The 9,662-nt window shown below is 68.1% G+C and carries 2 protein-coding genes; both read right to left on the reverse strand.

The window, feature by feature from the left end; genetic code table 11:
* Window positions 1-6,378: non-ribosomal peptide synthetase (locus tag NMG10_RS25550; protein WP_254465353.1), on the reverse strand; the 6,378-nt coding region annotated here is incomplete at its 3' end.
* A gap of 1 nt (window position 6,379) precedes the next feature.
* Window positions 6,380-9,662 (reverse strand): amino acid adenylation domain-containing protein (locus NMG10_RS25555; protein ID WP_254465354.1); only part of this gene is annotated, 3,283 nt, incomplete at its 5' end.

Below are 9,662 nucleotides of genomic sequence, written 5' to 3' on the forward strand. Positions count from 1 at the left end.
GCCGGCCAGATCATCTTCCAGCTTCAGGCTGCGAACCTGCGCCGGTACGGGCAGATCGACCAGCAGATGGCCTTGCGTCAGCAGCAGTTGAATGCCGCTGTCTTCCATCATGTAGCTCAGGCGGTCCTGCGGATATTCAGGATCCAGCGGCACATAGGCGCCACCCGCCTTGAGGATCGCCAGCAGGCCGACAATCATCTCGAAACCGCGATCCACCGCGATACCCACCAGCACATCCGACCCCACGCCCTGCTCGCGCAGCTTGTGCGCCAGGCGATTGGCGCGACGGTTGAGCTGGTCGTAGCTCAGCGACTGCCCGGCGAAGGTCACGGCGACTGCTTCAGGCGTGCGCGCCGCCTGCGCTTCGATCAGCACATGAGCACAGGCTTCGCTCGGGAAACTGGCAATCTCCTGCTCCGCCGCCCCGCTCAAGGCCAGGTCACCCAGCGCCCGCTGCGACGAGTCCGCCAATCCTTCCAGCAGCTCGACGAAGTGCGCCGCCAACTGTTCGACGGCCGATTCGGCATAACTGGCCCGATCAAACTTGAAGCTGGCCAGCAGCTTGTCACCCACCTGTGCCACCAGGGTCAGCGGATAGTTGGTCTGCTCCTGGCTGACCACCTCGCCAAACGCCAGTTCCTGGGGCGCACCGGCTTGAAGCGCCTCGGACACCGGATAGTTTTCGAACACCAGGATATTGTCGAACAGCGCCTCGCCGCTCCAGCCGGCCCAGCGCTGGATCTCGTACAGCGGCGTGTGCTCATGCTCGCGCAAGGCCAGGTTCAGCGCCTGGACCTGCTGCACCCAGTCGCCCACGGTCTGTTCCGGACGCGGGCTGGCGATCACCGGCAGGGTATTGATGAACAGCCCCAGCTGCTCCTCGACACCCGGCAACTCGGCCGGGCGACCTGCCACGGTGGCGCCGAAGGTAACGCTGGACTGCCCGGTATAGCGCTGCAACAGCAGCAGCCAGGCCGCCTGGACCAGAGTGTTGAGGGTGACCCGCTGGTCCCGGGCAAACTCGCCCAGGCGCTGGGTGCGTTGCGGGTCGAGCAACACCGGGTATTCACCCTGTCCCTGCCCATGAGCCTCGGAGCGGAACGCCTGGGCGAGCCGGGTGGGTTCGTTCAAGCAGGCGGTGCGCTCGCGCCAGAAGCGCTCGCTGGCAGCCTGGTCCTGACGTTGCAGCCACTGGATATAGTCGCGGTAACGGCTGGTCTTGGCCGCAGGCACAACACCGGCGTAACGCTGCAGCACCTCGCCGAACAGGCGCGAGCTGCTCCAGCCATCCAGCAGGATATGGTGGTTGGTCAACACCAGCTGGTAGTGCTGCTCGCCGGTACGGATCACCGCCAGGCGCAGCAGCGGGCCGCAGGCGAGGTCGAAGCCGGCGCGCAGGTCGGCTTCGGCCCAGGTCTGCAACGCGCTCGGAAAGTCGGCCTGAGTGCGCCAGTCCAGCTCCACCAGCGGCAGGCGTGCCTCGCGCAGGACGACCTGCAGCGACTGGTCGTAACCGCTGACAAAGCTGCTGCGCAGTACCTCGTGGCTGTCCAGGGTGGCCTGCCAGGCCGCGACGAAACGCGGCACATCTAGACCCTGCACCTCGACCCGCAGCTGGTTGATGTAGTTGCCCACCGCCTGCTCGTAGAGGCTGTGGAACAGCATGCCCTGCTGCATCGGCGACAACGGGTAGATGTCCTCGATATTGCTCGCGGCCACCGGCAACGCCGCCAACTGGCGCTGGTCGAGGCTGGCCAGCGGGAAGTCCGACGGCGTCACGCCCGCCACGCCAGCGGTGGTGCAATGGGCGATCAGCAGGCGCAGTTCCTCGGCGTATTCGTCGGCCAGGCGCTGGATCTGTCCGCGCTCGAACACGGCGCTGCTGAAGCTCCAGTCCAGGGCCAGCTCGCCGGCGTAAACCTGGCCATCGATGCTGAGCAGGCTGCCCAGCGGCGCCTCCGGGCTCTGCCCCTGCCCCGCGCCTTCCGGCGCCGGGACGAACAGGCCTTGCTCGCTGTCGAAGCTGCCGTCGAACTGCCCCAGGTAGTTGAACACGATGCTGCCCTGGGCCGATGCGCCGAGGGTCTGGCGGGCCTGCTCGTCGCCCAGGTAGCGCAGCACGCCGTAGCCGATACCCTTGGCCGGCACTGCGCGCAGCTGCTCCTTGACCGCCATGATCGACGCGCCCATCTCGCTTGCCGGGGTCAGTTTCAATGGATACAGGCTGCTGAACCAACCCACCGTGCGGGTGATGTCGAGGTCGTCAAACAGGTCTTCACGGCCGTGGCCTTCCAGGCGGATCAGCGCATGCGCCTCGCCGGTCCAGCGGCGGATGACCCGGGCCAGCGCCGTCAGCAGCAGGTCGTTGACCTGGGTGCGGTAGGCGGCTGGCGCCTCTTGCAGCAGTTGCCGGGTCAGCTCGGCGTTCAGTCGGGTGCGCACCGAGATCTCATGCTTGCGCTGCTGGCCGCCCTCAGGGTTCGCCCCAGGCAGGGCGTCGCTGACACCCTGCAGCTGCGCCTGCCAGTAAGCCAGCTCGGCCACCAGCGCGGGGCTGCGGGCATGCTCGCGCAGGTGCTCGGCCCAGGCCTTGAGCGAGCTGCTCTTGACCGGCAGTACCGGCGTCTTGCCGGCCGCCAGGGCCTGGCAGGCCGCCTGCAGGTCTTCGAGCAGGACGCGCCAGGACACGCCGTCGACCACCAGGTGATGGATCACCACCAGCAGGCGCTGCTGGCCTTCGGGCAGGTCGATCAGCACCACCCGCAGCAGCGGGCCATGCTTCAGGTCCAGGCTGCGCTGGGCTTCGTCTGCCAGCTCCGGCAGGCGCGCGGCATCGTCCAGTTGATGCACCCACAGCAATTGCTGCGTATCAACCGGCGCGAACTGCCCCTGCCACTGCCCCTGCTCCTCACTGAACCGCAGGCGCAGGGCGTCGTGCTGCGCCACCAGCAGCTCGAGCGCAGGCTGCAGCAACGCCACCGTCAAGGACTGGCGCGGGCTCAGCAGCACCGCCTGGTTCCAGTGGTGACGCTGGGGAATCGCGGTGTCGAAGAAACGCGCCTGGATCGGCAGCAACGGCAGACTGCCGCTGACCTGCTCGACCACCTCGGCCGCCGGTTTCTTCTCGATCAGCTTGGCCACCGCCGCCAGTTGGCCGATGGTCTGCTTCTCGAACAACTGCTTGGGGCTCAGCTTGATGCCCTGGCGCTTGGCCCGGGCGATGATCTGCAGGCTGAGAATCGAATCGCCGCCCAACTCGAAGAAGTTGTCGGTGCTGCCCACTTGCTCGCGCTTGAGCACTTCGCACCAGATCGCGGCAAGTTTTTCCTCGATTTCGCCAACAGGCGCGGTGTAACGCTGCCTGGCCACTCCCGGTTTGGGCAGCGCCTTTTTGTCCAGCTTGCCGTTGGCGGTCAGCGGCAGGCGCTCGAGCAACAGCACTTGAGCCGGCACCAGGTACTCCGGCAGGCGCGCCTGCAGGGCCTGGCGCAACGCCTCGGCCTGCAGCTCCACGCCCGCCGCCGGCACGGCCCAGGCCACCAGTTGCAGGCGCGTCGGATCACTGTCCAGGGGCAGCGCCAGCACCACGGCCTCGCCGACGCCGGGCAGGCCTTGCAGCACCTGACCGACCTCGCCCGGCTCGACCCGGTAGCCGCGGATCTTCACCTGGTCGTCGCCGCGGCCCAGGTATTCCAGCACGCCCTGATCCAGGCGCGCGCGGTCACCGGCACGGTACAGCCGCTCGCCGTTGTGGCCAAAGGGATCGGGGACGAAACGCTCGGCGGTCAGGCCCGGCTGGCCGACATAGCCCTGGGCCAGGCCCTGGCCACCCAGGTACAGCTCGCCGGCCACCCGCTCGGGCAACGGGTTGAGGTAGGCATCCAGCACCCGCGCCTGGCCGTTATCCAATGGTCGACCCACCGGCACGCTGCGCCAGCCGGGCAGGCGTTCGCCGACTTCGTGGGTGAGGATGCCCACAGTGGTCTCAGTCGGGCCATAGTGGTTGATGATCCGGCAGCCGGGTTTCAGGCGCCGGACCTGCTCGATCAGGGCCCAGGAGCTGGCTTCGCCGCCAAGGATCAGCAGCTGTTCGGGCAACACCCGCTCAGGCTGCGCGGCCTGCAGCAGGCCTTGCAGATGACTGGGCACGATCTTCAGCACATCGACCCGGTGCTCGGCCATGTAGCTGGCAAAGCTGTCCGGGTCGAAGCCCTGGTCGTGGCCCAGCAGGTGCAGCAGCCGGCCCGAGGCCAGCGCGCCGAACAGCACGGTGTGACCCAGGTCCGCGGCCACGGTGGAGACCATCGCCAGGCTGGCGCCGGGTTGCAGGTCGAGGCGTTGCAGCACGCCCTGCAGGTAGTTGGCCAGTGCACCGTGGCTGATCACCACGCCCTTGGGCTGCCCGGTGGAACCCGAGGTGTAGATGATGTAGGCCGCTTGCTGCGGTTCAATGTGTACCGCCGGCGGCTGGTCGCTGCAGTCAGCGTGCTGCGCCGCGTCAAAGGCCAGCGTCGGGCATGCGCCCAGCCCCGCCGCCTGGGCATCGCCCAAGGCATGCACCAGCAACCGCGCGCCACTGGCCTGCAGCAGTTGCTGCAGGCGTTCGGCGGGCTGGCGGCTGTCCAGCGGCAGGTACACCGCACCCAGCTTGAGCACGGCCAGCAGGCTGGTCACCCACTCGATGGAGCGCTCCTGGCACAGCGCCACGGTCATGCCGGGGGCGATGCCCTGCGCCGTCAGATAGTGAGCGAAGCGATTGGCCTGCTGCTCCAGCTCTGTGTAGCTGACCATCCGATCACCCGCGCGCAGCGCCGGCTGCCCGGCACCGACCTGCAAGCCCTGGCGCCACAGGGCGAGGAAGTCCGGCTGCGACCAGTCCCGCAGGTTGGTCTCGACCTGCGCGGCCTGGGTATCGGGATGCTCGAACAGCGCCGCCTCAGGATGCTCCACGAGGGTGCGCAGCACCGCCTGGAACGACGCAGCGATGCGTTCGATGGTCGCGGCTTCGAACAGGTCGGTGCTGTAGGTGAAGTAGCCTTGCAGGCCGTCGGGCGTTTCGGAGAAGTCGAAGGCCAGGTCGAAGCGGGCATCGCGGCCTTCGACCGAAAAACCGCTGACGCTCAGGCCGCCCAGCGTCTGCCGGGCCTGGGCGGCGGCTTCGCTGTCGGCCAGGTTCTGGTTGATCTTCACCTGGAACAGTGGGTTGTGGCCCAGCGAGCGCTCCGGCGCCAGGGCATCCACCAGGTGCTCGAACGGCAGTTCCTGATGTGACTGCGCTCCACTGACGGCCTGCTTCACCTGTTCCAGCAGGGCCGCGCCGCTCTGACACTCGTCCACCTGCACCCGCAGCACCTGGGTGTTGATGAAGAAGCCGATCAGGCCTTCGACTTCCTTGCGGTTGCGCCCGGCGTTGGGCGCGCCGATGCGGATGTCGGCCTGGCCGCTGTAGCGCGCCAGGGTCACGGCCAGGGCCGCGAGGGTCAGCATGAACACGGTCTGGCCCTGGCTGCGCGCCTGGGCCTTGAGCTTGGCCGACAGCGCCGCCGGCACATCGCTGCGCAGGGTCGCGCCGCGGTAGCTGGGGTGCGCCGGGCGCTCATGATCCAACGGCAGTTCCAGCACCGGGTGCTCATCCCCCAGCTGCTGCTTCCAGTACTGCAACTGGCGCTCACCCTCGCCGGCCTCGAGCCAGGCGCGCTGCCAGATGGCATAGTCGGCGTACTGCACCTCGAGCGGTGGCAGGTCGGCGGCGCGGCCCTGGGACAGCGCCTCGTACAGGTGCACGAACTCCTGCACCATCAGCTCGCCCGACCAGCCGTCGGAGACGATATGGTGCATGCACACCGTCAGCACATGTTCGCTGGGCGCCAGGCGCAGCAACCGGACCCGCAGCAGCGGCCCTTCGAGCAGGTCGAAGGGCGCATCCAGCGCCTCGCGCACCGCGCCGCGCAGGCACTGTTCGAGATCTTCGCCCGGCCCGGCCTGCACCTCGCGCAGCTCCAGGCTCACACCCGACTGCTCAAGGACCTGCTGGTGGAACTCGCCCTCTTCGGAGACGAAGCGCGTGCGCAGGCTCTCGTGGCGCCGCACCAGCGCGTCCAGGGCCTCGGCCACGGCCTGCTGGTTCAGCGAACCACTCAGGCGCACCGCCATCGGCACGTTGTAGAAGCTGCTCTGCGGCTCCAGCTGCCAGAGGAACAGCATGCGCTGCTGGGCATAGGACAGCGGGATGCGCGGGCTGTCGTGGCGGGTGACGGCGATCGGCAGCAGGCGGAAGCTCTGCCCGGTCTCGCGCATCTTGTCGAGGATCTGCCGACGCTGCTCCAGGGCAAGGCCCACAAAGCGCTTGGCGATACGTTCTGCTGTGCTCTTGTCCATCTCAGACGCCCGCCATTTCATTCATCATTCTTTCGATATCGGACAAGCCGTCCTCGCTCAACGACAGGCCGGTGGAGGCACAGGCCTGGGCAAAATCATTCAATTGCGGTTTCTCGAATAGCAGGCGCAGCGGGATGTCGATCCCCAGGCCCGAGTTGATCTTGGAAATCAGCTGGGCCGCCAGCAGCGAATGCCCGCCCAGCTCGAAGAAGTCATCCATCAGGCCCACCCGCTCGACCTCCAGCACCTCGGCCCAGAGCGCCGCCAGCTGCTGTTCCAGCTCGCTGACCGGGGCCACGTAGGCCGACTGCGCCTGACGGGTATCGGGGGCCGGCAGCGCCTTGCGGTCGAGCTTGCCGTTGGGCAGCAGCGGCATGCGCTCGAGCAGCACCAGGTACGTCGGCACCATGTAGTCCGGCAGGCTGGCACCCAGGTGCGCCTTCAGTTCGGCGCGCAGGCCAGCGTCCTCCTCGGGCATCGCGTCGGGCACCAGGTAGGCGGCCAGCTGCTTGCCGCCCGGGCCATCGATATCGACCACCAGCACCTCGCGCACCGCCGGGTGCTCGCGCAGACGTGCCTCGATCTCGCCCAGTTCGATACGGAATCCGCGGATCTTCACCTGATGGTCGATGCGCCCGGCATACTCGACCACACCCTGCTCGCGATAGCGCGCCAGGTCGCCGGTACGGTACAGACGCCCACCCGGTGTGCTGGCGAACGGATCGGGGATGAAGCGCTCGGCAGTCAACCCAGGGCGGTTGTGATAACCGCGGGCAAGCAATTCGCCACCGACCAGCAGTTCGCCGATGGCCCCAGGCAGGGCCAGGTCACCGTCGGCGTCCACCAGGTGGATCGAGCGGCCGGCCAGGGCCTTGCCGATCGGGATCTGCACCGGCAGGGGCTGCTCGCCGGTGACATAGGCGCTGCAGTCATGGCTCATGACACTGACGGTGGCCTCGGTCGGCCCGTAGGTGTTGAGCAGGCGCACATGGCCAAGCCCGGCCTGTTGCCAGGCCAGCACCGCATCGGCGGCCATGGCCTCGCCGCCCATGTGGATGCGCCGCAGCTGGCCATAGTCCCGCGGGCCCTTGGCCGCGAAGTCCTTGGCCAGCAGGTGCCAGTAGGCGGTCGGCAGGTCGGCGAAGGTGATGCCGTGGGTCACCACTTCGCGGTAGAAGGTCTCGCTGTCCCACAGCATCGGGCCACGCACCACCACGCTGGCGCCGCAGATCAGCGCCGGGTACAGCTGCTCGACGAAGGCGTCGAAGTTGAAGGTGGAGAACTGCAGCACCCGGTCGGCCGCCGACAGCCCGCAGAAGCCCTTGGCGACATGGGCGTGCCGGCTCAGGGCCGCGGCGCTGATGCCCACGCCCTTGGGGCGGCCGGTGGAACCGGAGGTGTACATGATGTACGCCAGGTTGTCGGGGTCGCCCAGTTCAGGCAGCGCATGGTTCGGCCAGGCGTCGAGGGGTTCGCTGTCCAGGCACAGGCAGCGTACCTGCGGCGCCACCGCCAGGCCTTGCAGCTGCGTGCTGTGGCCAAGCAGCAGGACGATGCCGCTGTCCTCCATCATGTAGGCCAGGCGCTCGTGCGGGTAGTCGGGGTCCAGCGGCACATAGGCGCCGCCGGCCTTGAGCACCGCCAGCAGACCGACCACCATGTCCAGGCTGCGCGGCAGGGCGATGCCGACGCGCACGTCCGGGCCGATGCCTTCCTCGCGCAAGCGGTGGGCCAGCTGGTTGGCGCGCTGGTCCAGGGCCTGGTAGCTGAGCTGCTGCCCTTCGCAGATCAGCGCCGTGGCCTGCGGCGTGCGCGCGGCCTGGTCGGCGATCAGCTGCTGCACGGTGCGCTGGTCGGGGTAGACCGCCTCGTGTCGGCACCATTGCTCAAGGATGGTCTGGCGCTGCGTCGCGTCCAGCAGCGGCAGCTCGACGATGCGCTGGGCCGGCTGGGTGCTGATCGCCTGCAACAGGTTGAGCCAGTGCGCGGCCATACGCTCGATGGTAGCGTGCTCGAACAGGTCGCTGACGTAGGTCAGGGTCGCGCCCAGGCCATCCTCGCTTTCGAAGGTGTCCAGGGCCAGGTCCAGATGCGCCGTGGGGTTGCCCCAGCTCAGGCCTTCGATGCTCAAACCCGGCAACTCGCGCGCCTGATCCGAGCGCTGGGCCTGGTGGTTGAACATCACCTGGAACAGCGGGTTGTGGCTCAGGCTGCGCTCTGGCTGCAACGCCTCGACCAGTTGCTCGAACGGCAGGTCCTGGTGGGCCTGGGCCTGCAGCGCGGTGTGCTTGACCTGCTGCAGCAACTCGCTGAAGGTCGTGTGCAGCTCGAACTGCGCCTTGAGCACCTGGGTGTTGACGAAGAAGCCGATCAGCCCCTCGGTCTCGGCCCGGGTGCGGTTGGCGATCGGCACGCCGACGCGGATGTCGGCCTGCCCGGTCTGGCGGTGCAGCAGGCTCTGGAACGAGGCCAGCAGCAGCATGAACAACGTCACCCCTTGCTGGCGCGCCTGGGCCTTCAGGGCCTGGACCAACGGCGCCGGCACCTCGATGGCGAGGCTGCGTCCGGCGTGGCTCTGCACGGTGGGACGCGGGTGATCGGTGGGCAGTTGCAGCACATAGTGCTCGCCGCCCAGCTGGGCCAGCCAGTAATCGAGCTGGCGGGCCTGCTCGCCGGCCGCCATCCACTGGCGCTGCCAGGCGGCATAGTCGGCGTACTGCATGGCCAGGACCGGCAGCTCGGGCTGGCGGCCCTGGCTCAAGGCCAGGTAGGCGCTCACCACCTCATCGACCATGATCGGCATCGACCAGCCGTCGGCGACGATATGGTGCAGGGTCAGCACCAGCACATGCTCGTCCTCGGCCAGGCGCAGCAGGCGTACCCGCAGTAGCGGCCCCTGGGTCAGGTCGAAGGGGCGCTGGATCTCGCGGGCCACGCGTTCGCGGACCGCCTCGGTGGAGGTGTCCTGCAGCGACTCCATCACCAGGGTGAAGATCGTGGGCACCTGGATATGCTGTAGTGCCTCGCCACCCCGTTGCTCGAAGGTGGTGCGCAGGCTCTCATGCCGCGCGACCAGGGCTTCGAAGGCCTGGCGCAGCGCCTCCAGGTTGATCCGGCCCTTCAGTTGCAGGGCTGCGGGGATATGGTAGGCGGCGCTTTCAGGCTCCAGCTGCCAGAGGAACCACTGGCGTTGCTGGGCATAGGACAACGGCAGCGGTTGGCTGCGGTCCACGACAGTGAACGCCGGTGCCTGGCTGGCCGAACCCTGGCCGGCAGCCTGGGCG

Source organism: Pseudomonas sp. DVZ6 (assembly GCF_024259445.1).
GTDB lineage: Bacteria > Pseudomonadota > Gammaproteobacteria > Pseudomonadales > Pseudomonadaceae > Aquipseudomonas > Aquipseudomonas peradeniyensis.